21 protein-coding genes and 1 pseudogene are annotated in these 21,247 nt (G+C 34.5%); 2 read left to right on the forward strand and 20 right to left on the reverse strand.

All coding sequences use genetic code 11. The annotated features are described in order from the left end of the window. Nucleotides 1–163 precede the first annotated feature (163 nt). The 4 genes from PATL70BA_RS16220 to PATL70BA_RS06025 all read right to left on the reverse strand — a co-directional run bounded on the left by PATL70BA_RS16220 (nucleotide 164) and on the right by PATL70BA_RS06025 (nucleotide 1,578). On the reverse strand, nucleotides 164–325 hold the full coding sequence (locus PATL70BA_RS16220; RefSeq protein ID WP_172596124.1) for a hypothetical protein: 162 nt from the start codon (nucleotides 323–325) through the stop codon (nucleotides 164–166). A 2-nt stretch (nucleotides 326–327) separates the two neighbouring features. Further along, nucleotides 328–792, reverse strand: a complete 465-nt coding sequence (locus PATL70BA_RS06015; protein ID WP_172596125.1) for a hypothetical protein — start codon at nucleotides 790–792, stop codon at nucleotides 328–330. 230 nt (nucleotides 793–1,022) lie between these two features. After that, nucleotides 1,023–1,226 carry a helix-turn-helix transcriptional regulator gene (locus PATL70BA_RS06020; RefSeq protein ID WP_456299496.1) on the reverse strand — a complete coding sequence of 68 codons (204 nt, stop codon included), beginning with the start codon at nucleotides 1,224–1,226 and terminating at the stop codon, nucleotides 1,023–1,025. Continuing rightward, nucleotides 1,219–1,578 carry a DUF3796 domain-containing protein gene (locus PATL70BA_RS06025; RefSeq protein WP_125136533.1) on the reverse strand — a complete coding sequence of 120 codons (360 nt, stop codon included), beginning with the start codon at nucleotides 1,576–1,578 and terminating at the stop codon, nucleotides 1,219–1,221. The genes PATL70BA_RS06020 and PATL70BA_RS06025 overlap by 8 nt, the downstream gene beginning before the upstream one ends. A gap of 560 nt (nucleotides 1,579–2,138) precedes the next feature. Between PATL70BA_RS06025 and istA the strand changes: the two genes are divergently transcribed. After that, on the forward strand, nucleotides 2,139–3,506 hold the full coding sequence (gene istA / locus PATL70BA_RS06030; RefSeq protein WP_125136534.1) for an IS21 family transposase: 1,368 nt from the start codon (nucleotides 2,139–2,141) through the stop codon (nucleotides 3,504–3,506). Then, entirely contained in the window at nucleotides 3,506–4,246 is a 741-nt protein-coding gene (gene istB / locus PATL70BA_RS06035; RefSeq protein WP_125136535.1) for an IS21-like element helper ATPase IstB, read from the forward strand. The genes istA and istB overlap by 1 nt, the downstream gene beginning before the upstream one ends. Before the next feature lie 398 nt (nucleotides 4,247–4,644). Here istB and PATL70BA_RS06040 read toward each other — a convergent pair whose 3' ends face one another. From PATL70BA_RS06040 to PATL70BA_RS06115, 16 genes and pseudogenes are all read right to left on the reverse strand, one after another. Beyond that, nucleotides 4,645–5,427: a TspO/MBR family protein gene (locus tag PATL70BA_RS06040; protein WP_125136536.1), complete on the reverse strand. Its 783-nt coding sequence runs from the start codon at nucleotides 5,425–5,427 to the stop codon at nucleotides 4,645–4,647. A 57-nt stretch (nucleotides 5,428–5,484) separates the two neighbouring features. Further along, nucleotides 5,485–6,162, reverse strand: a complete 678-nt coding sequence (locus PATL70BA_RS06045) for a 3'-5' exonuclease (RefSeq protein ID WP_125136537.1) — start codon at nucleotides 6,160–6,162, stop codon at nucleotides 5,485–5,487. Between the two features lie 17 nt (nucleotides 6,163–6,179). Further along, complete coding sequence (locus PATL70BA_RS06050) at nucleotides 6,180–6,425, reverse strand: hypothetical protein (protein ID WP_125136538.1); 246 nt, start codon at nucleotides 6,423–6,425, stop codon at nucleotides 6,180–6,182. 93 nt (nucleotides 6,426–6,518) lie between these two features. Next, nucleotides 6,519–6,929, reverse strand: coding sequence for a hypothetical protein (locus PATL70BA_RS06055; protein WP_125136539.1), 411 nt, complete (start codon nucleotides 6,927–6,929; stop codon nucleotides 6,519–6,521). Nucleotides 6,930–6,968: 39 nt separating this feature from the next. Further along, the gene (locus PATL70BA_RS06060; protein ID WP_243115977.1) at nucleotides 6,969–7,760 is read right to left on the reverse strand and encodes an ADP-ribosylglycohydrolase family protein; all 792 of its coding nucleotides are present in this window, start codon (nucleotides 7,758–7,760) and stop codon (nucleotides 6,969–6,971) included. After that, nucleotides 7,726–8,376, reverse strand: a complete 651-nt coding sequence (locus PATL70BA_RS06065; protein ID WP_125136540.1) for a vWA domain-containing protein — start codon at nucleotides 8,374–8,376, stop codon at nucleotides 7,726–7,728. The genes PATL70BA_RS06060 and PATL70BA_RS06065 overlap by 35 nt, the downstream gene beginning before the upstream one ends. A gap of 92 nt (nucleotides 8,377–8,468) precedes the next feature. Next, nucleotides 8,469–9,488: a macro domain-containing protein gene (locus PATL70BA_RS06070; RefSeq protein WP_125136541.1), complete on the reverse strand. Its 1,020-nt coding sequence runs from the start codon at nucleotides 9,486–9,488 to the stop codon at nucleotides 8,469–8,471. Nucleotides 9,489–9,602: 114 nt separating this feature from the next. Then, a complete protein-coding gene (locus tag PATL70BA_RS06075; RefSeq protein WP_125136542.1) occupies nucleotides 9,603–11,933 on the reverse strand; it encodes a DNA/RNA helicase domain-containing protein in 2,331 nt (776 codons plus the stop codon). 17 nt (nucleotides 11,934–11,950) lie between these two features. Beyond that, nucleotides 11,951–12,265: a nucleotide pyrophosphohydrolase gene (locus PATL70BA_RS06080; protein WP_125136543.1), complete on the reverse strand. Its 315-nt coding sequence runs from the start codon at nucleotides 12,263–12,265 to the stop codon at nucleotides 11,951–11,953. Between the two features lie 494 nt (nucleotides 12,266–12,759). Further along, the gene (locus PATL70BA_RS06085; protein WP_125136544.1) at nucleotides 12,760–14,385 is read right to left on the reverse strand and encodes a tetratricopeptide repeat-containing diguanylate cyclase; all 1,626 of its coding nucleotides are present in this window, start codon (nucleotides 14,383–14,385) and stop codon (nucleotides 12,760–12,762) included. Between the two features lie 321 nt (nucleotides 14,386–14,706). Further along, nucleotides 14,707–15,228, reverse strand: coding sequence for a helix-turn-helix domain-containing protein (locus PATL70BA_RS06090; protein ID WP_125136545.1), 522 nt, complete (start codon nucleotides 15,226–15,228; stop codon nucleotides 14,707–14,709). Nucleotides 15,229–15,232: 4 nt separating this feature from the next. Then, complete coding sequence (tnpA, locus tag PATL70BA_RS06095) at nucleotides 15,233–15,631, reverse strand: IS200/IS605 family transposase (protein ID WP_125138424.1); 399 nt, start codon at nucleotides 15,629–15,631, stop codon at nucleotides 15,233–15,235. A gap of 967 nt (nucleotides 15,632–16,598) precedes the next feature. Next, nucleotides 16,599–17,445, reverse strand: a pseudogene (locus tag PATL70BA_RS06100) (KilA-N domain-containing protein). Nucleotides 17,446–17,752: 307 nt separating this feature from the next. Continuing rightward, nucleotides 17,753–18,610, reverse strand: a complete 858-nt coding sequence (locus tag PATL70BA_RS06105) for a KilA-N domain-containing protein (RefSeq protein ID WP_125136546.1) — start codon at nucleotides 18,608–18,610, stop codon at nucleotides 17,753–17,755. Between the two features lie 449 nt (nucleotides 18,611–19,059). After that, nucleotides 19,060–19,293, reverse strand: coding sequence for a heavy-metal-associated domain-containing protein (locus PATL70BA_RS06110; RefSeq protein WP_125136547.1), 234 nt, complete (start codon nucleotides 19,291–19,293; stop codon nucleotides 19,060–19,062). Between the two features lie 89 nt (nucleotides 19,294–19,382). Then, a complete protein-coding gene (locus PATL70BA_RS06115; protein ID WP_125136548.1) occupies nucleotides 19,383–21,236 on the reverse strand; it encodes a heavy metal translocating P-type ATPase in 1,854 nt (617 codons plus the stop codon). Between the last annotated feature and the right edge of the window lie 11 nt (nucleotides 21,237–21,247).

The raw sequence follows: 21,247 nt of genomic DNA on the forward strand, positions 1-21,247 counted from the left end.
TATGGCTAAAATATGACAAGAGGGTCTAACGTAATGAACAGATAAAGAAAATACTAAGCAAAATATAAGTACAAACCAAAGACTCAATTTTATTATCTTGACAGGAATGATTTGTTTGGGTTCAGCTTTCGCCTTGTTATACAAAGATTTAAGAAGCGAACATTTATTCATCAATTTTAACCTCCCTTAGCATGGTCCACATGGGTTGATGAATAACTGGTAAGTTCATTTCTTCAAGTGTCTTAAAACCAAACCGCTCGTATAAACGAACATTACTTTCTGTTTCTGTTTCCAAATAAATTGGAAGTTTGGCTTCATCTGTCATGGCTAGGAGTTCATTAAGTAATTTCCCCCATGTCCTTTTCCTTGGTTTTCTGAAGCCACACCTATAATTTGCAAATAGGCAAAAGACTTGTTTTTCATGTGTTTTTTTCTAGCCTCATCCATAGGACTGAGTGCACTGGCTACCTTCATAAAAGTTATAAATCCAATTGAAAGAAATGGAAAAACACTACCACTTCTAATCATCCGCCATAAACTCATATAGGAATACTCGTCTTGAGTGATTGCCATAATGCCTTCAAATTTTTCTGAGGAAGCATAGACATCACCGTATTTATAACAATATCTAATCATAAACTTAGCAACCAAGGTATATTTATGTGAATTTTTCACAGCATCCCCAAATAATATTTTAAACAGCGGATCTTCTTTAAAGGCATCTGCTAAAACTCCGGTCGCTTGCCGAATTTCACTCTTATTAACTTTATGAAGATTTTTAATTTCACCCATGGGAACAGTGCTTGTTCTACCAGTTGTAGGCTTACTCATTATGCTTTCAATGATTATAAATAAAGTAATTGTTATGCCCGTACTTAGAGCAATACTGGCCCATGGTGACGCCACACCAAACAAAGGTGTGACGAACCTTCCAACCAAAAGACCTATGACTACAGGGATTATAATTTTTAATATAAGAGATTTATTTTTCATAGAACACTAACTTCCTTTCCAGTAACGCCTTAACCATTGCTTACAAATTCAAATATGTCTTCTACGGTGCAGCCAAATACCTTAGCAATATCCATGGCAAGTTTCAAAGATGGATTATATCTTCCGTTCTCCAAATTACCTATAGTCTCTCTCCTTACACCAACAGTCTTTGCTAGATCATCCTGTGTCATATCAAATTGCGCCCTATATGCCTTAATGTTCGTTTTAAATATTCTCATCTTTGGCACCATTGCTTTCCTTGATTTCATAAATAGCATGAAAAACTGCAAAGGTCAGATTTCCTATAATAAAACCTAAAAATAGACCCCAGTGGGCAAACTCCAGATTTCTTGTTATTGTGACTAATATGATTGTAATCATCATGACAAATAATAATATAAAGAAAGATATGGCTGAAGCTTTTAATAAATGCTCTTTGAACATTTCATCTGCAATCACATTAAAATAAAATGCATATCCAAAGTATCCAAAGAACAAAAACAATAAATGATGATCTGTAACAAATCCTAAAAAACCTAATAACCCCAATAAACTAAGATATCCAAATTTATTTTTCTTTTTCATACTAATTCTCCTATGTGGTATATTTTTATCTTATTGTTAGAAATATACCGCATAAGAGTTTTATTGTCAAGTTATCGCAATTAAAGGGTCGCAAACTTCAAATTCAGCTTAATTCAAAAACTGACACTGAATTTCTAAAATTATCTTCATTATTTCATAGTGACTAGAAGAATATTAAAAATGACTATTAATATTCATTCACGCACTAAAAAGCTCTAGATTCTACTAACTGAATCTAGGGCTTTTTACTATCTAAATTTCTATTTTTTACTCTCAAAATCTACTGCTAGTAGATGTGTTCCCACGTACCAGGTCATATTGCAATTTTGATTTTGATACTATTTTTTAGGTCTTTTTGGTGGTAATTTTGGTATTTTTACTGAAACTGAAGAAGTCATAAAAGTGCTTGAACTCCAGTAAAATCAAGGGTTCTGGCGTTGTATGTGTTTGCTAATATAAAAGTGAGCCATTTAGCACCATAATGATCACGAATTTTTGAGCCATTCATAAAATTTCCTGTATGATAAACGAAAAGATTATCGTATAGGAGTGTGAAGGGCGTGAAAATAGATTTGGAACTTTATGAACAAATTCGACATCTCCATTTACATGATGGAATGTCCCAAAGAGCAATTTCTAGAAAACTAGATATCTCAAGAAACACGGTTTCTAAGTACTGTAACGGTGAGCATGTTCCATGGGAACGCAAGGAATACTCATCAAGATCAACCACTGTTGTTACAGATGAAGTCAAAGATTTTATTCTTAAGTGTTTTGAAGAAGATGATACCCATTCCTTCAAAAAGCAAAAGCATACTGCCACAAGGATTCATCAACGACTACAAGACGAGCTTGGTTTTACTGGAAGTGGCTCAACCATTCGGCGTGTTGTTCGTGAACTTAGGAATAAGACTAAAGAAGCCTTTGTTCCTTTAGAATTTGACCCTGGCGAAGCTGCACAGATTGATTTTGGTAGTGCCTATGCCTACATCAAAGGGCAACGTAAGAAACTGAAATTCTTCTGCATGCGATTATGCTTCAGCGGCCACTTTTTTGTGAAGGCATACTATGCTGAAAATGAGGAATGCTTTCTAGACGCTCATATTTCATCATTCAAGTTCTTTGGTGGCGTGCCTAAGCGTACAATCTTTGATAATGCTAAGGTGGCTGTAAGCGAGGGTCTTGGTGCATACGTGACCAAAGAGACCAAACGCTACTGTGAGTTGAAAGCCCATTATCAGTTCGCTGCTACTTACTGTAATCCACGTAGTGGTAATGAGAAAGGTCTTGTTGAAAATCTTGTGGGCTACGTTAGGCGAAATGCTATGGTTCCAATGCCAAAAGTTGATTCACTAGACGAATTAAATGCCACCTTAGAAAGCTACTGTCAAGGATACATAGAGCATTCTATTGCTAGCAGAACCGGTACTGTAGGTGAAAACTTCAGCATTGAAAAACGTGTTTTACTGCCACTGCCTTTGTACCACTATAGCCCTGAAAAGCTTCTCTACCCTGAAGTCAGTGCATATTCACTTATAACTTTCCAGACGAATAAGTACTCTGTCCCAACGGATTATTGTGGGAAAGAAGTTTGCCTTAAGGCTGGACCAAGTGAGATTCGTGTTTACCATAAAAATGAAATGATTGCTAATCATGAACGCAACTATGGTAAGAATCATCGTACTTATGACATTGGTCACTATATTAAGTTGTTAGAAACAAAAGCACGAGCCATCTTTAATGCAGCACCAGTAAGACAATATGTTCCAAAGGATGTCCTACAGATGTATGCGAGTAAACATGGTGGTCAGAAACTTCTTTTAGCCTATTTAAAGGAATCTAACGGGTTAAAAGAAACGCCTGACATAACTGTCATCCCAACACAGCTAAATCTCTATGATCAGCTGATACAGGAGGTGAATAGTTAATGGATTCTATCGTCAACCAACAAATAAAACTCTTATCTAAAGCAATGAAACTTTCTTCGTTTCAGTCCTACGAGCAAGTGCTTCGAGATAGCAAAGAAAACCAGCAAACATATGAGGAATTCTTACTACAACTACTAAAGGTTGAAGCAGGCAATCGTAAGGAAAATAAGTTGATTAGGTTAAAGCGCCAAGCTAAATTTCCTTTCGAAAAATCATTAGAGGAGTTTGAATTGAATCGGTTACAACATATAGATTCATCTACGATCTTTGAGTTAGCCAGTTGTGAGTTCGTCAAAAAGAAAGAAAATATCATTCTTATTGGGAATCCTGGTACAGGTAAAACACATTTGTCTATAGCGCTTGGTCTAAAGGCCTGTTTAAATGGCTTCAAAGTTCACTTTACAACTGCAGCCAGTCTAGCTACAGAATTAGTTGAAGCAGAATCAGAACAACGTTTGGGTAAGTTTATTCGTCAGCTATCAAGGATTGATTTATTAATCCTCGATGAGTTATCTTATCTATCATTTAATAAGTATCAGTCAGAACTATTGTTTCAGGTAATATCAGAGCGTTCTGAACGAGGAAGTGTTGTTATATCAACAAACCTCGAATTCTCAAAGTGGGAAGAATTCTTCCCAGATACATTGTTAACTAATGCTTTGATCGATAGAGTAACCTTTAATGCTCATATACTAAATATGAATGGTGATTCTTATCGATTAAGTAAGTCATTGAACTAAGTGGCTCAAAAATTCATGATCACATGGTTCACTTTTTTATGATCAGAGTGGCTCACAATTTGGTGATCAAGTGGCTCACTTTTTCGTTGACAAACACAGTTGTAGTCGTACCACCGTCTCTACATGTGTGGAGATGTGGTCGCAGACAGTTTTATTTGCTTATTAATAATTTGTAATACCTTCTCCACTTTTGTTAAGAGGACTGGATAACTATCAACTTCAATCTTTCAAGCCCAGTTTTTACAAAGGGGTTTTACGGGAACATATCTATATGATTAGCACATAGAATCGAATGATCAACACTTATTAGGAGAATTTTTTCTCTGAAACTATTACCTATATTTTGAGAACAGAGTCTGCTACTTGGCAAGATATGAATTAAACCAATTTCTTCTAATCTACAGCTTTGGCATAACCATATATTTGTTTTTATAGAATTGAATCGCTGATACGCCAATCAAAAGGACAATTCCTATTAAAGCAACATTTGGTAATAAATTGTATTTTCCTTGGAAACCTTCTAGTGCTAATAAATTATTATGGATTCCAAAGTATGCCCAAGCAATCGGAATAGGGAATATTGCATTTTTTGTTTTTAGTAAAACCATGAGCGTCAACCCAATTGCAACTAAAAGAATGACAGAACTCCATATTTCTTCAGAAATTCCAAATCTCCCCCATTCAATTTTTACAAGCCAGGCTGCTATATTTACAACTGTTGCTATAAAAAGCCATCCCGAATACAATCCAAAAGTAATCGGTAACAAAAAATGGTTTTTCGTCTGAATTTTCCCAATGCGCTCTACGATTAAAACCATGATGATCAAGAATGCAAATATGAAAATTGTAGATAATCCGATTAAATTATATGAGAAACTAACAATCCACACTATATTTAAAGCACATGACGACCAGAATAAAAAACTGATTTCATTAATTGCTTGCTCATAGTAGGCATCTTTATTCTTTAAAATCATCACAATGATAGAAATGATTAAGAATGTATAAATAACGCTCCAAATGCTAAAAGTTGAAGGTGCTGGTGTGATTAACGTTGGATACATATCGGAGACTTCCTTTTGGGAAAGACCGTTTATGATTCCCATGGCACCCATTGCATTTACGATTAATGTGAACACCAATAAAATTGCGTTGATCCATGATTTTGTTTTAAGTTTCATCTTCTCTCCTCCGTTTGTTTTTATTTCTCCTTTATAGACATTTTCATTACATCTATTCTAATTATCATTAAAATCAAACATCTCTAGGTTGAAAACACTTCCTAGTTGTGTTCCAATTGGCTCACTAGGTTCCATCATTTCCTTTATAGGTTGCATGACTTTGTCAAACGCTTCTTTATTCTGAACCATCAGGTATAATTTTGCTGTATTCATTGCGTCGCTTAAAGCACTATGTTGACTGCCGGTAAAATTCATATCTAAAGCTTGAACTGCTTTATCTAGGGATAAGACTGCGTTAATTCCTAGAAGGTTGCAAAAAATATACTGAAAGTCAGTCCATACATTCATAAACTGCATATCAAAAAAATAAGTCAGTTCTTTTATTAGCATTTCCTGTTGTAACTGAATCAAATCATTATCACTCCATGCGTATATTTCATATGGATTATTACCTGATATTCTGTCACACCAGTTCGAAAAATCATTCATCGCTTTTTCAAAAGAAAGGCCATTTCGAACCATATCACTTGTTATACCCGTCAAGTGAAATACTTTTGAAGCTACAGCAATACTAAATTGTGGTTTAACCATTTGTTCGTATTCACCGATAAAACTGCTATTGTCATCTAAGGCAACAGCTCCAATTTGGATGACCTCATTTCTACATAAATTTCTATCAATATTAAAATTTTTTGAGATTGGATTCATCTCCAAATCCATAAATATTTTTACCATTTTTTCCCCTTAATATATCATTTTGTCTTTGTACATGCAAAATTCACAATCATACCTCTTGGATAGGCATAGCCAGATGCTAGTAAATTGAAAGTTTTTTCTGTTGCCGTCTTAAACATCTCACAAAAATTTTTAGCATCGATATCCCAATGGTCTTGGAAGTACTGGATTGCCTCCCATTTATATTTTTCATCCTTCCAATGATTCGGAAGATATTCCTTATATCCTTCGATTATTGGTTTTAATTTTTCTAAATCTATCATCGTACACTCCTCCACACTTCTTATAAAAAATAATTATCCAAAACACTTGTATCAACGAGTCAAATAATGATTATATTTTTTGAATTTAATTTTTTAGTAATCACTAAGTTCTAATAATCTACCTATTTCTTCAGTAATCTCATTAATAGAATTTAATCTACACAAGTCAATCATCAACTTAATCCTACGTATTACTTCATTCGTATCATCGGTCATATTTTCTTTTTTCCAACAATTAGGATGGAAAACATAATCTTTTCTCAATAAGTCTTCACAACTAAGCTTTCTGAAATGATTGAATAACCATTCATGTTGACTTTTCCTTCTTCCTCTTAACTCACAGTAGATATTTTTTCTTCTAATAGCCACTTTTATCATAGTGCCCTCAACATTTGCTTCAACACCTAATTCTCCTGCATCAAGTACTTTGGGGTTATTAAATTCTAGTTCTGAAAAAGTAGCCATTATTTCTTTTAATGGGGCATCCAATTTTTCAGCTATCATTGCATTTAATTTATTTACTCTAACACCTACTTCATGATTTTATTCCAATAGTACATCATAGTATGCCTCAGCAATGCTTCCAGTTATGGATGCAAGGGTATCACTGTCACCACCGATGGATATGGCATTCCGAATCGCACCTCCAAATGAATCGGCTTCCAAAAAAGCCTGAATCGCTTGTGGAACCGTCTCTTGGCATGTCTCATTGAATTGATAGGTCTTCCTAATCTCATCTATAGTGAAATCTAGTGCATAATAATGATCTTCAATATATTTTCTTATCTGCTCTTTATCATGTCCGGTTCTTGCTAAATAGGCTGCAATGGCTGTTGCCTCGGCACCTTTTATACCCTCTTCATGATTGTGGCTGATACCCGTTACAGCCTTTGAAAGCTTCTTCACTTCCTCAATTGATGAAGCCACTTCACTTACTGGGCTTATTCTCATAGCGGCACCATTACCGTAGCTGTTATATGGCTGTGAATCTAAACTGAAAATCCACCCATAGAAGCTACCACCATAACCACAATCCGGATACTTTCTCCCAATGCTTTGCATAGCTTTAACTGTATTTGCTGATAGTTGTTCCAGATATTCCGTATCAATAGAAGTGCTGGTTAAATCATTTAGAACTACCTGGTCGGTCATCATAATCGCTTTAGCTACAGCCAGAGTCATAATACTATCATCAGTAAAAAAACTGTCCTCCGTAAATAATTCAAACTCCATAGAACGATGGTTATTAAACTCAAAACGTGAGCCGACGATATCTCCAATAATTGCCCCTATCATATAATTACCGTCTTTTCCTAGATTCATAATCTTTGTCAATTCTATCTTTCCAAGCAGAATCAATAGAACGTTTTGAGCGAACCATACTTACCGTTTCACTAATCACATCGTAATTGAGCATGGTACCTTCACTATCTGCATGGTAATTAGCTGCTCTATCTTCTGAAATTCCGAAACGACCTGCAGTTTCAACTGCATCCATATTTGCTCCTAAAAAAATGAATTCCCACTCATATTTTTTCTTTTGATGATCTATCATCTTCTTGATTTGATCATAGGAATATTCGGTGCTTGCATTCTCCATGCCGTCTGTGATGATAACAAACATCACTTTTTCAGCTCGTTCATCATCTGCTGCATATTTTTGAACATTGCCCATTTTTTGGATTGTCTTACCTATGGCATCTAGCAACGCTGTTGTTCCTCTAACAAAATATTCCTTCTCCGTAATCTTTGATGTTTTGCCAAGATTGTACCTATCATGTAGCAATTCATATTTGTCATCAAATAGTACGGTGGTGATATTAGCATCACCTTTTTCTGCTTTTTGTTTTGTTAGTACACTGTTAAAACCACCTATCGTATCACTTTCAAGTCCAGCCATTGAGCCACTTCGGTCAAGTACAAATACCAATTCTGTTAATCCTTTTTTCATGTTATTTCCTCCTATCATTTTTTGATATTTTAAGGATACAACTTTTAGGAAAACGAAAGGTAACTTGTGAGTTAACTTTTATACTGTATCTTCTACACACCTAGTAGATTTTGATCATAAGCAAACAGCACCTCATTGATTTCATAGATATCATAATTCTCTGACTCAAAGAAATAACTTATAATCACATCAAAACGACTGCTCTTAGACAGTGCATAACCAGATCTTAATAGTAAGTCCTTTGCTTCGTCTAGATTGAGCTGTAAGGCTATGGCAAAGGCAAGTACCGTTTGTTTTGTTGGATTATACTGGTTGTTATTTCTGATTTTTGAAAAAGTTTGTTTTGTAACGTTGGCTTTCTTATATACTTCAGGGTCTTTTAGGCCTCTTTCATCAATCATTCTAAGCAGTGTTTTTGAAAAAGTTTCATCCAAATGATGTATGGCATCATCAATGGATTTTTTCTTTGGCTTAACCTGTTCCATCATCTTGCTACTTATTGACTCAGATAAGGCTTCATCATCTTGTAGATAGTCTGCCTTTTCCATTAATCGGTTTCTTCTAAGAAGCGTATATTCCTGTTCATCAATATAGTTATCATCAATATACGCCTCAACAGATGAAAACAGATCTTCTGAGAGCTGATACGATTTCTTATCAAAAACGACAAGGTATAAGGTCATCTCATTAAAGAGAAGGAATTCTCCGATTGAGCGAATAGCAATATTTAGTGCAACATCTTTCGGGCAGCCGTAGGTTCCTGATGATATCAAAGGAAAAGCAATACTCTCAAAGCCTTTTTTTCTTGCCAGTTCAAGCGCATTCCTATATGTATTTCTAAGTATATCTTCTTTTCTACCGGTTCCCTTGTTCCAGATCGGTCCGACGGTGTGGATGATATATCCTGCCGGAAGGTTGAAGGCTTTTGTCAAAGCACACTGTCCAGGTTCCAATCTACCAATCTTTGCTGTTTCTTCTCTTAATCTTGGTCCTTCAATCTTATGTATGGCACCATCAACCCCTGCGGTTCCATACAGTTTACTGTTTGTTGGATTGACTATGGCATCCACGTGCATTTTTGTGATATCGTTTCTTACGATTTCAAATGGCATTTTATCACCTTCATTTTATCAATATGCTTTTTAGGATTTTTCTTGTTATACTCGATTTTAGTAAAAATTATAAATCATTTTTTTGTCAGTAAAAAATAATCATACACTTTTCTACTATTTAACAAAGACCACTGAAATGATATTTTCATCCTTCAAAACCCTTTTTACAATTGCTAATATCTGAAATTTCATGAACCCAACATCTGCCATTAAGTCCTGATATACTTCAGAATAATTTCTCACTTGTGGCATACTTTCTAACACTGTTTTTAAATCTAAATCAATGTCATTTACAGTTCTTTTCGCATAAAGTTTTAATGAGTCGTACAAAAAATGCTCTTCTACTATATCACAATACATGTAGATATCATTCAGAGGTGTAATATTATACTTACTGATTTTAATTGATTCCGGTTCTATAAATATCCCCCCATCTTCAGCAACCATTCTAGTACTTCCAATCTTCGTAAATATTTCATCTAATGATATTTTTTTTGTATGATAGAATCTCGAATCATCAATTTCCTTTACTATATTCAAACGACTTTTCAAATAATCTTGTGTTCCCTTATCAACAGCATAAACATATACGCCTTTTATACCTCTCGTCAATAATGTTTTATACGTATTTTTTGCAAGCCTCAAAAACTCCTTTTGACTGTTTTTGCCAATCTTAGTATCGAAACATTTATTTACATCAGCTTCCCAACTACTCGTACTAATATTATACTTAAACTCTTCACCAATAATAACGCCAACGTAGTCAAATTCTAACCCTTGGCATGTATGTATGCAACCAACTTGATTTACGCCAATCGGATCTATTGCCCATTCAACTGTATTTTTAGGAATACCTTTTGCACGTTTACCTTTGTAACTATCTTGTGGGTTCCATGGCATTTCAAATATCAAATCACTACCTTCATAAATATTGACATCATTAATCAACTTACCACCGACTGTAAGTTCCTTACTCCATGGCCAAGCATATCCTGCTACAACTCTTGATGTCAATCCGATACTTTGATACATTTGCATTTTCATCTTCAAATCATTCGGGTTATCTACTATATAAAACTCTAAATTATCCAAATTCTCCCAACCACTTGCATTGGCTGTATCTTTGATTCCCAATACATCATCCAACCAATTAAGATAACCTTCTGACCCAGCACATCTAAACTGAGCATCTAATTCATATTCATAAATCTCACACCCCATGGTTTCAGCTACTTCTTTCACGTGACTATACGAACCTATATCTTTAGGTCTTATCATCTGATTGTCATCTGTAAAAAATACTGACAAGGCAGTCTTACTGATAATTTCTTCAACCAATGTATGATCCAAACTTTTCTGCATTGGCGGGGGTGTTGTACTTAAGCGATGTGCTTCATCCACAATCACTGATTGAAATGTCGTGTCTGAAATTGTCAGCTCTTTATTATAAAAATATGGGTGCTTAAATAAAACTTTAGCTCTATCTTTATCAATTTTGTTCATCATTCCATTTTTAAATGCGGCATTTGCAGCTAAATACACACATTCTTTTCCTGCCTCTAAAATCTTACTTAGTAGATTTAACCCCACAACTGATTTTCCTGTTCCCGGTCCGCCTTTAACGATAACAACAAAACGTTCATCCGTTCCGATTAATGCATTATCTCTAACTAATTGCATAACCCTATCAAACACAACTAATTGTTCATCCACTAATATAAATTCCGATTTAGAATCAATGATATTATTTACGTGCTCAATTAATTTTTTACTTGGTTTTGAAATAGATTTTTCAATAATATTGATTAGTTCTATGCCATCGCCTTTTTCAACATTATTTTTTATAAACTGACCAATTTGATTTGTTTTGTCCGCTGTAAAAATAGGATACTCTTCTAGGTATGACTTAAACTTCATATCTAACAACTTGTCGCCTACAATTGGCTTATAGTTATGTAGGTATGAACATGCAAATAACTTTATGGTTTCTTCCATTCCTTTATGAAAGGCTGAATGATAATCCTCTAGATATGTTTTGTAAGTCCCAACTTGAACAGCAGGATGGTTTACTTCCCGCATTCGGCCTCCGGTATATGTATATACCTGCCTACTTGTATTACATTCTTCTACTTTTTCCCATTGTTTAAGTTCAACAATTACAGCATTCTTATTCATAAATTTGTCTTTTCCTGTAATCATGAAATCTAATCGCATTGAAGAACTTGGTAATTGATATTCAATTAATACACCACAGTCCTTTTTTACTAAATCTTCATTTATTAATACTTCGTTCATTTTACTTAATGAGTTACTAAAAGACCTTCTTTCAGAATCAGAAACATCTCTCCCCAATACGCGTTTAAACTCACTTTCCAGCTTATCCGAAATTTTATTATAGCGAACATCTAAGTCAAACTCATATGCTGTACTCTTATAAATAATCATTGATACACCTCTACCAATTATAGTTCTGTATATTTTTTGCTATTACCTTTTGCCTTGTTTACTGGATATTTTTTTTCATTTTTATCAATTTTTTTGTACATGATATCAACAATATCTACATCCAAGGCATCTGCCATTAATATACAATAATTCATAATATCAGCTAGTTCATCATGCACGTTATTTTCGTTATACTCGGTATTCCATTGAAAGTTTTCAAGAAGCTCACCAGCTTCAATTACTATCGATTTTGCAAGATTTTCTGGTGTATGAAATTGCTTCCAATCACGCTGATCACGGAACTCTAAAACTCGCTTAATCAAGTTTTTCATTTAAAATTACTCCTTTACCTTTGACGTATTTTATTTTCACTTTTATTCATATCCAATTAATCAATTAACATTTTATGTTTGCATTTTTTATAACAATAATTCAAATACATACAAAAAGCTCATATATCAATATTGCAAATATGAGCATAACTAACTAATAATATTTCTATATTTTATGCTCATCCCCTATATTCCCTGAATTTCATTATAGGTCACTTGAACTATCCTTGCAATAAAAATAGCAATAAAATAACATTCTAATTTTTTCTAAACAATACAACAATCGCTTCATGGTGTCCCTCAACTTCAAATAATATAAAAAAAAAGTTAGTCAGTTTTCCATTTTGGACTACATTCTGGTATGACCTCTAAAAAAGGTATATTCCCATCATTAAATATGATGGAAATACGCCACTGAAATTATTTTAATTCATAGTCATAAGGTCAAGTCTATTACATGGTAAATAACAAAAGCCACGGGAAATCCCGCGGCTTTAACCTAGTGTGATGACAAATACTTTGTTACGTCCATTGTCTTTGGCTTTATACAGTTCCTGATCGGCAAGGCTTGTACAATGCTTAAGATTGGTTGAGTCAATACGTCCAAAACACCCACCGACACTTATTGTGACTTTTGTAGGAGAAAGTTCCTTCGAAGAAGGGATGGACAATGACTCGATTACAGTTCTTAGTTTTTCTGCAATAGTGAAAGCCTCCTGCCAAGAGTTGACGCGGATGAAACAAAGAAACTCCTCACCACCATAACGCCCTACAAATCCTTTGTCTCCAACAATAGCTTTGATGTTTTCGGACAGGACCTTCAGACAAACGTCCCCTTGTATATGTCCAAAAGTGTCATTGTAGGTCTTGAAATGATCGATGTCAATAAATAGGATCACACCTGTGAGAGAACCGGTTTCATTAATTTGATTGATGAAAATCCTATCGAGTCCTCTACGGTTGTAAATCTGAGTCAATTCATCGATCAAAGTCTCTTTTTGAAGTATGGTATTAATGGCCATCAAATGATTCAATTCCTCATTGGCGATTTTAACATCCTCTTCAAGTTTATTGGTTAAAAGTTCAATTTTTTTAGTACGCTCCTTTTCTTTAAAATACTGGAATTCGACGGATAAGATTTCGAGACGTTTGGAAAGGTTGACGGCATCGATTTCTTTTTCTTTGACATGATAAGCCTTATGGTAGGTGAGTGCTTTTTCATACATAAAGTTGCTTTCATAATATTTCGAAAGTGATTTGTATATTGTACATACTTTGTTGTCGAGCTTGTTGCTGATGGCATATTCAAGTGCTTCATTCCAGTTGTTCAATGGATTTTTACCTGTGTGTTCATTGAACTTTGCCATTTCCATGAGCAGTTCCACCAAATAAAATTTATTGTTTACACGGGTTATTTTATCGAGTGCTGACTTATAATAACGATCGGCAGCCACGTAATCACCTTTCATCTGCATGGCGCGGCCGAGCTTGGTTTCTGCTTCCCCTTGATTGATCATATCGTTAAACTTCATGACAATCGTGTAAGATTTCATCAGTTCATCATAAGAAGCTTCATATTTTTCTTGAAGGTAATATATTTCACCGATATTGAGATGGATTACAGCTTTGTTGGATTCAAGCGAATGGGTTTCGCAGATTTCAACGCCTTTTTCATAATACATTAGAGCATTTGGATAATCCTCTGCCATTCTGTAGATTTCACCGATATTGTTGTAAAGAGAAGATTCAAGATTTGCATCAGAATCTTTTTCAATTTTGGAAACGGAAGACATGAAATAATCCAGAGCATCTGTGAAAGCACCAAAGTAAAAGTATATTATTCCGATGATATTGCTGACTTTTAAAATCCCCTTGGCATTGTCATATTTTTTGAAGATTTCCAGAGCTTGAAACGCAAGTTCCAGTCCACGGGAATAGTCGGACATGACTCTACAGGCATAAGCCATATGAAAAAGTGAGTAGGCATATGATAGCGGTTGATGGGTCGCTTTTGAAAGCTCCAGTGCGCTCTTTGCATGATCATAGGATTCTTGTGGATTTTGGTTGGCAATTTTTTTTGAGTGTTCCAAAAGCTGTTCTATCTTAGTTTTATTGTCCATATTAGCACCTCATTTGAACTATAATTGATTTTTGAAAGTTAGGCTATATAAAATAAAAATTACGGCATTCATTATTCTACCTAAATTCAACGTATTGAATGCTAATCTTAAAGAAACATGTATTCTTGAACTACCCACGACTAAAGTCACGGGATTCGATTAGCACCTGACGGTGCTATCACTTTTTCCTGTTTCATAGATTACTGCTAAGATGTGAAAATACCCTTAGTCTTACATAAGCTCCTGTGAAGCATAGCTTCACTCACTTTCGTGACAGGCACTCCCCCTTGTCCCAAGGGTGCAGGTACTTACAGTACCAATTTATGCTACAGCTTCTAAACCTAATATTTGTAAGCCATAATTTCTTATATTAATAGCTGCATTTTCATCTCTGTCATGTACTGAACCACAAACCGCAATATTATTATTTGTCATTTTTGTCGTGTAAGACTTCTTTGCAGTTCTCTTTGACTTGAAAGTAGGGTATCGGTTCTGACCCTTGAAAAAACGAATATATGCATCTTCAACATTTTCACAAGCTACTTCCAAGGCAAACTTATCGACCTCTTTTAAGAAACTGTGTTCCTCTAATGATTTCATAGGAACAAGAACGTCCTTTTTATATTTACCTACTGAGAGTGTTTTAGCTTCTCCCTTGTAATACTCTTGTCTTGTAGAAAGGTAGTTGTTAAAAATGAACCGAGTGCAACCAAAGGTTCTGTTAATTAACGCTTCTTGTTCTTTTGTAGGGTAAACACGAAGAACAAGACCATAGCTTTTCAACTGCTGCCCTTGTTTAGCCAATTCTTTATTCTTTTCTTTGACTGTCATTCGCTTACCCATAAAGTTACTTCTCCTTTTGAGATTGGATATATCTTCTTATCTGTTCTTCTGTAGTATCACTTATAGTACTAACATAATATGAGGGATTCCAAAGACTGCCTCCCCATAATTCATTTTTTATTTCCGGGTGTTCCTTAAACATAGCCCGAGCTGACACGCCCTTTAATGCCTTTATGATATTAGGTATGTAGTGTTGCGGAGAACAATCTACAAGTAGATGTACATGGTCTTTGTCACATTCCATTTCCAAAATATCGAACTTATTCTCTAATGCAATTTGTTTTAATTTCATCTTTAATGTATCCTCAATGTTATCTTTAAGTATCTTTTTACGATATTTCACGCACCACACTAAATGATATTGTATTGAATACACGTAACCTCGTCCACGCTTTTCTTTCAATGCTTTCACCTCTATTTTAGTATAACATATGTTATTATATATATGTAAAGAAGAAGAAAGCACCCGCTTCATAATTTCCAGTTCTTTATCTTTACCGTATGGTATCCCAGTGGTATTGGGTGCAAATGCAGTTAACTTATCACTTAAGATACAATCAATTGTTGGTATAAGTACATTTACTGGATCTCCATCCGTTATCAAAAAAGTACTTTCTATGGGCATTGTCACCATTTCAACAAATGGATTATCCTCGTACAGAATATCTAGCAGAATATACTTTTCGGTATCATCCAGCAACGATGTGAAATAAAACTTATAATGTACCTTCGGTATTCCATTTTCATTCTTTCGTTCATTCTTCTCATATTTGGTAAATATGAAATTATCGGCTAACACTCCATCCATCAATGCATCAAGTCCCTCATGCTAATGTTGGCTTTCCATCAACAATCCTATTAAGAAATTTATAAATCTTTCATTCTTCCTATACCCCCATAGTAACAAGGTCTTTCTGAAATATCTTTACACACGCCTCGTTTCATTTATATCACGTTATTCTTTATAATCAGGGAATAACGTGCTAAAACTAAAATTCAATGAACCCCTTTAGATATCTATCCATGCACATACAATCGCCTGATATGGTACTAATGATACAATTATTTTTGAATAGTAGTCAAGTCATTCTTTTGAATTATAAATTAAAGAAAATCTAATAAAAACAGGCATTCGAAAGCGAGTGAAAGCGGTCGAATGCCTGGAATGTTTATGTGATTGCTTTTCTATTACTAAAATCCAATTTATGCGCTAACATTTGTTCTTACACCTGATACATACCAAAATTAGCCTAAATCCTTTATTTACAATGCTTTAAAAGGCAAATCTTCTCTATTTGCCTTAAGTAGACAATAATGATGGTATCCGGGCCTGACATTTCCTTGGCGGTAAGCATGTGATTGGCCCAGCCTCATTTCTTTTCCAATTTCTTGATTTCGCTTGTCCCAATCTCTTCTATTGCCTTTAACTGACTTCTTGCCAATTGATGCAATAGTTGCACTCTTTCAGCTTGTGACTTATCTTGTTCAATCAAAATTGCATTATAGCTCTCCATATTTGCCAAAACCAGCAATTGATTCAAAGTAGCATAGTCCCTTATATTTCCTTTCATTTTAGTATTTTCTTCACGCCACTGTTTTGCAGTTATTCCAAATAGCGCTACATTAAGCAGATCTGCTTCGCTAGCATAGGTCATAGAAATTTGATATGCTGTCAATTCGGGTGGCAACAAATTTTCTTTTATTGCATCTGTATGAATTCTATAGTTCAACTTTGAGATTTCACGGTTCAAATTCCAACCTAGTGAAAATCTGCTGCTTTCATCAGTTTTCAGTCTCTTATAATCTTTTATTATGTAGAGTTTAAATTCTGCTGAAATCCAAGATGCAAATTCAAGCGCTATGTCAGAATGGGCAAATGTACCACCATATCGTCCCGATTTAGAAATTATGCCTTTTGCATTTACAGCTGTTATCCATTTTGTGGGTGACATTGTAAATGCATTCAGTCCCGCTTCTTTTCTAAACCCGTCGAATTCGACGGGTTTAGAAATCTTGATTATGTAAGCTTTCCCATAATCCTAAAAACTCAATAGTATCCCGGTTACGCATCCAATTCTTAATGACATCATTCGGCTCGTTGCTTTTATATCTAGCTATATCTGTAAGCGAAATGTATTCATTATGAAAATCTTCAGTGTAAATTGAAATGTCTATTCCTTTAGCATGGATGGTTTCTTTAATCGACTTTTTCAACATGCCTAATCCTCCTACATTGTCGTAGAAATTTCTTGCTCTGTTATTTATTATATCGCATACGCAAACAAAGAACAAGTGTTCGCTTTTGCTATTTGCCCTTTTAACGTATTTAATCGTTTTAATCGTTTGTGTTAATCATTTTGTTTACAAACGTAAACCCTTGAAAACCGCCTTACCTGGTCGGTCTCAAGGGTTTTTTCTATTTTTTATTCAGCAGACAGACCGTCTCCACATGCCTTGAGTAGACAAAAATGATGAAGCTCAGGCATAGTAATTCCTTGGCGAAAATGTATTCTTTTAAAACAAATTAAGAGAATGATTTTCCTTTTTCTAATTTCTTGATTTCACTCGTCCCAATTTCTTCTATTGCTTTTAATTGACGTATTGCCAATCGATTTAATAATTGTAATCTTTCAGCTTGCGACTTACCTTGCACAATCAAAATGGCATTATAGCTTTCCATATTCGCCAATACCAACAATTGATTCAAAGTAGCATAGTCCCTCATATTTCCCTTTTGACTTACATTCTTATCACGCCACTCTTTCGCTGTTTTTCCAAATAGTGCTACGTTAAGCAGATCTGCTTCGCTAGCATAGGTCATAGATATTTGATAAGCGGTCAATTCAGGTGGTAACAAATTCTCTTTTATGGCATCTGTATGAATGCGATAATTCAACTTTGAGATTTCACGGTTTAAATTCCAGTCTAATGAGAGTCTGCTACTTTCATCAGTTTTCAATCGCTTATAGTCTTTAATAATATAGAGTTTAAACTCAGCCGAAATCCAAGATGCAAACTCAAATGCAATATCAGAATGTGCAAACGTACCACCATATCGCCCTGATTTTGAAACAATACCAATTGCATTAACGGTTGTAATCCATTTTGTTGGAGACATTGTAAATGCATTCAACCCTGCATCTTTTTTAAACCCGTCGAATTCGACGGGTTTAAAATCTTGGTTATGTAAACTTTCCCATAGCCCCAAAAATTCTAAAGTATCCCGATTACGCATCCAATTCTTTATTACATCGTTTGGTTCATCGCTTTTATATCTTGCAATATCTGTAAGTGAAATGTATTCATTATGAAAATCTTCACTGTAAATTGAAATGTCTATTCCTTTTGAATGAATGGTTTCTTTAATTGGCTTTTTTAACATACCTAACCCTCCTACATTCAAAACATCAATGGATGACACATTTCTTTAATGCATGGCATGAAAACGTCTTTTCTATCCTTTATTATACATCATTTGCAAATAAAGAACAAGTGTTCGCATTTGTGTCAATCATCTTTTTATTTAGTATAAGAAAAAGCCACCAAGCATGTTTACGACACTCAGTGGCTCTTAATCGTTCTATTAACTTATTTCTACTTTCTTTCCAGCTTAACTACCGTCTCAACGTGGCTTGAGCGGAAGTTATAGCTGTCAAATACTAGTAACCAAAATATTTTTATCAGAAATTCTCTTTGTGAGAACATATCCACTGTGGGCTTTCGTGTGTGAGAAGATATCAACGACATAATAACTTGGTAACTGTGTCCTTTACCGTAGATGACATTAACCAGCATCTGATATCATTAAAACCAAACTTATTCCCTCTTATTTTATAAATCTTTTACTTGAGATTTTATAACTTCATATCCTAATTTATCGATGGCATTTTCAATATCTTTTATAGATACTTTTTCATCATCATATTCCACTCTAACTTTACTTGAATTAAATAGCACCTTTATGCTTTTTTTGTCTACTCCATCTAATGATTTAACTCCATTTTCTATTTTTTGCATACATGATGGACATGTTAATGTTTCTAATTGAATTGTTGCTTTTTGCATTTTTCATCTCTCCTTTAGTTTATGTTAATTGTATTATATACTATTATTATCTATAATAAATTGATTTACATCAAGAATTTTATTTATTTTTATTTTCTTAATTTATAGCGAAGAAGTCTCATACCATTTAAAATCACTACTAATATACTTGCTTCATGTACTAACATACCGATTGACATGTTCATCCATTCACTAAAGAATACGCTGGCAAGAAGGACTAATACAACCCCTACTGCAATAATAATATTTTGAAGCATGTTATTAGCGGTTGCTTTTGTTAAACCTAATGCATGTGGCAAGCGGCTGAAATCTGAATTCATTAAAACAACATCTGAAGTTTCGATTGCTACATCTGTTCCATTTCCCATAGCAATTCCAATTTGTGCTAGAGCTAGTGAAGGACTATCATTTACTCCATCTCCAACAAATGCCACAATTTGACCTTTTTCTTGTAACTCTTTAATATATGTTGCTTTATCTTCTGGCAACATATGTCCATGAGCTTCTGTAAGTCCTAGTTCACGTGCTACTAAATCAACTGTTCCTTGGTTATCACCAGAAAGAACTACTAGATTTTTAACACCAAGTTTTTTCAACTTTTTAAGATCATCTTTTACACCCGGGCGAATTTGATCACGAATACCCATCAATGCTTTTAATTCACCATCAACTGATGTTAAAACAAGTGAATTTCCATTTTTCTCAAATCTGGCAATATCTGCACGAGCTTTTTCACTTAAAAGAATATTTTCTTGCTCCATTAGTGCCACATTACCGACTGCAACTTTATGACCTTCTACATGAGCTACAATTCCTCCACCTTTTACAACATCTGTTTTTTCAACTGTATATAATTTTATATCTCCAATATATTCTACAACTGCTTTTGCTAATGGATGATCTGATTCCTTTTCAACACTTGCTAGATACCCTAATACTTCATATACATTATCTGCATAAATTTCTTTATCTGCTACTTTGGGATTTCCTATTGTTAATGTACCTGTTTTGTCAAATACCATGGTATCTAGTCTGCTAAAGTCACTAATAACCTCGCTACCTTTTAGAAGGACTCCATGACGTGCTCCATTGCCAATCCCCGCGACGTTTGAAACCGGTACACCGATTACCAATGCTCCTGGACATCCTAAAACTAATATTGTAATTGCAAGTTCAATATCCCTTGAAAATATCCATACAATAAAAGAGAGAACTAAAACAGCTGGTGTATAGTATTTAGAAAATCTATCAATGAAACGTTCTGCTTCTGATTTTGAATCCTGCGCTTCTTCAACCAACTCAATGATTTTACCAAAAGTAGTATCCTCACCTACACGATCAGCAGTGATTTGAATAGTTCCATTTTCTAAAATTGTTCCGGCATATACCCCCGAATCTTTCTTTTTACTTACAGGAACCGCTTCTCCTGTAATACTTGCTTCATTAATATGCCCTTCTCCTGTTAACACTGTACCGTCAACTGGGATTTTTGCACCCGTTTTAACAAGCAAAATATCTCCTACATCAACTTCATCTATTTCTACTTCTTCAAACTCACCATTTTCCACTTGTTTTAAGGCACTTTCTGGTGCCATTTGAGTTAATTCTTTAATTGCAGAACGTGTTTTATTAAGTGTCCTTTGTTCTAGATAAGCTCCAAATAGAAATAAAAATGTAACAATTGCTGATTCTTCGTAGTTTCTAACTATAAAGGCTCCGATAACTGCAATGGTAACTAAAACATCAATACTAATTACTTTGACTTTTAATGCTTGATACGCTTGAATCGCAATAGGTGAAGCTCCCAAAATTGAAGCAATTACTAATGCCCATATGGCTATTTGTTCGTTTTCGAAGCCTAATTTACTGACAAATGCAATTATTATTAAAATTGCACTTACTATTGTAATATGGTTTTTTCTTCCTAATATAAATTTTTGCATATTCATACTCC

It is taken from the genome of Petrocella atlantisensis (genome assembly GCF_900538275.1).
Classification (GTDB): Bacteria; Bacillota; Clostridia; order Lachnospirales; family Vallitaleaceae; genus Petrocella; species Petrocella atlantisensis.

Excerpts from the sequence above, each read along its gene's own strand:
- PATL70BA_RS16220 (WP_172596124.1), bottom strand. The coding sequence starts at position 325 with ATGACAGATGAAGCCAAACTTCCAATTTATTTGGAAACAGAAACAGAA.
- PATL70BA_RS06015 (WP_172596125.1), bottom strand. The coding sequence starts at position 792 with ATGGGTGAAATTAAAAATCTTCATAAAGTTAATAAGAGTGAAATTCGG.
- PATL70BA_RS06025 (WP_125136533.1), bottom strand. The coding sequence starts at position 1,578 with ATGAAAAAGAAAAATAAATTTGGATATCTTAGTTTATTGGGGTTATTA.
- istB (WP_125136535.1), top strand. The coding sequence starts at position 3,506 with ATGGATTCTATCGTCAACCAACAAATAAAACTCTTATCTAAAGCAATG.
- PATL70BA_RS06040 (WP_125136536.1), bottom strand. The coding sequence starts at position 5,427 with ATGAAACTTAAAACAAAATCATGGATCAACGCAATTTTATTGGTGTTC.
- PATL70BA_RS06045 (WP_125136537.1), bottom strand. The coding sequence starts at position 6,162 with ATGGTAAAAATATTTATGGATTTGGAGATGAATCCAATCTCAAAAAAT.
- PATL70BA_RS06050 (WP_125136538.1), bottom strand. The coding sequence starts at position 6,425 with ATGATAGATTTAGAAAAATTAAAACCAATAATCGAAGGATATAAGGAA.
- PATL70BA_RS06055 (WP_125136539.1), bottom strand. The coding sequence starts at position 6,929 with ATGATAGCTGAAAAATTGGATGCCCCATTAAAAGAAATAATGGCTACT.
- PATL70BA_RS06065 (WP_125136540.1), bottom strand. The coding sequence starts at position 8,376 with ATGAAAAAAGGATTAACAGAATTGGTATTTGTACTTGACCGAAGTGGC.
- PATL70BA_RS06070 (WP_125136541.1), bottom strand. The coding sequence starts at position 9,488 with ATGCCATTTGAAATCGTAAGAAACGATATCACAAAAATGCACGTGGAT.
- PATL70BA_RS06075 (WP_125136542.1), bottom strand. The coding sequence starts at position 11,933 with ATGATTATTTATAAGAGTACAGCATATGAGTTTGACTTAGATGTTCGC.
- PATL70BA_RS06080 (WP_125136543.1), bottom strand. The coding sequence starts at position 12,265 with ATGAAAAACTTGATTAAGCGAGTTTTAGAGTTCCGTGATCAGCGTGAT.
- PATL70BA_RS06085 (WP_125136544.1), bottom strand. The coding sequence starts at position 14,385 with ATGGACAATAAAACTAAGATAGAACAGCTTTTGGAACACTCAAAAAAA.
- PATL70BA_RS06090 (WP_125136545.1), bottom strand. The coding sequence starts at position 15,228 with ATGGGTAAGCGAATGACAGTCAAAGAAAAGAATAAAGAATTGGCTAAA.
- PATL70BA_RS06105 (WP_125136546.1), bottom strand. The coding sequence starts at position 18,610 with ATGTTAAAAAAGCCAATTAAAGAAACCATTCATTCAAAAGGAATAGAC.
- PATL70BA_RS06110 (WP_125136547.1), bottom strand. The coding sequence starts at position 19,293 with ATGCAAAAAGCAACAATTCAATTAGAAACATTAACATGTCCATCATGT.
- PATL70BA_RS06115 (WP_125136548.1), bottom strand. The coding sequence starts at position 21,236 with ATGCAAAAATTTATATTAGGAAGAAAAAACCATATTACAATAGTAAGT.